This is a genomic window from Vogesella mureinivorans, assembly GCF_007644035.1.
Classification (GTDB): domain Bacteria; phylum Pseudomonadota; class Gammaproteobacteria; order Burkholderiales; family Chromobacteriaceae; genus Vogesella; species Vogesella mureinivorans.
The window spans coordinates 1-264 of record NZ_VMTV02000547.1 but is presented as its reverse complement, the minus strand read 5'-3'; the positions used below and the strand labels follow the sequence as shown (position 1 = coordinate 264).

The window sequence follows — 264 nt, the reverse complement described above, 5'->3', positions numbered from 1 at the left end:
ATAATGCAATTTGCATGGGAAGTTGCCCAGCACAGCATAAGCACCCCCCCAATAACTCTTTGACTTCATAACCAGAGTCTTGAGGCAATAGTTGCTGGTCAACACCAATTTGCCCAAACTCATTCATTAAAATCGCCCAAGTTTCTCCCTCAGGTTTTTGTTGCGATAAAAGGACTAACATTAAACTTTAAAGTTATCTCTTCTATATCCATTTGCCTATAAAATTGCTCAATTGAATATGAGTACATGGCTTATGATTAGTAT

At 37.5% G+C, this 264-nt stretch carries 1 protein-coding gene; it reads right to left on the bottom strand.

The window, feature by feature from the left end:
- Nucleotides 1–181: GTP-binding protein (locus tag FLQ44_RS14485; protein ID WP_276607865.1), on the bottom strand; the 181-nt coding region annotated here is incomplete at its 3' end.
- Between the last annotated feature and the right edge of the window lie 83 nt (nt 182–264).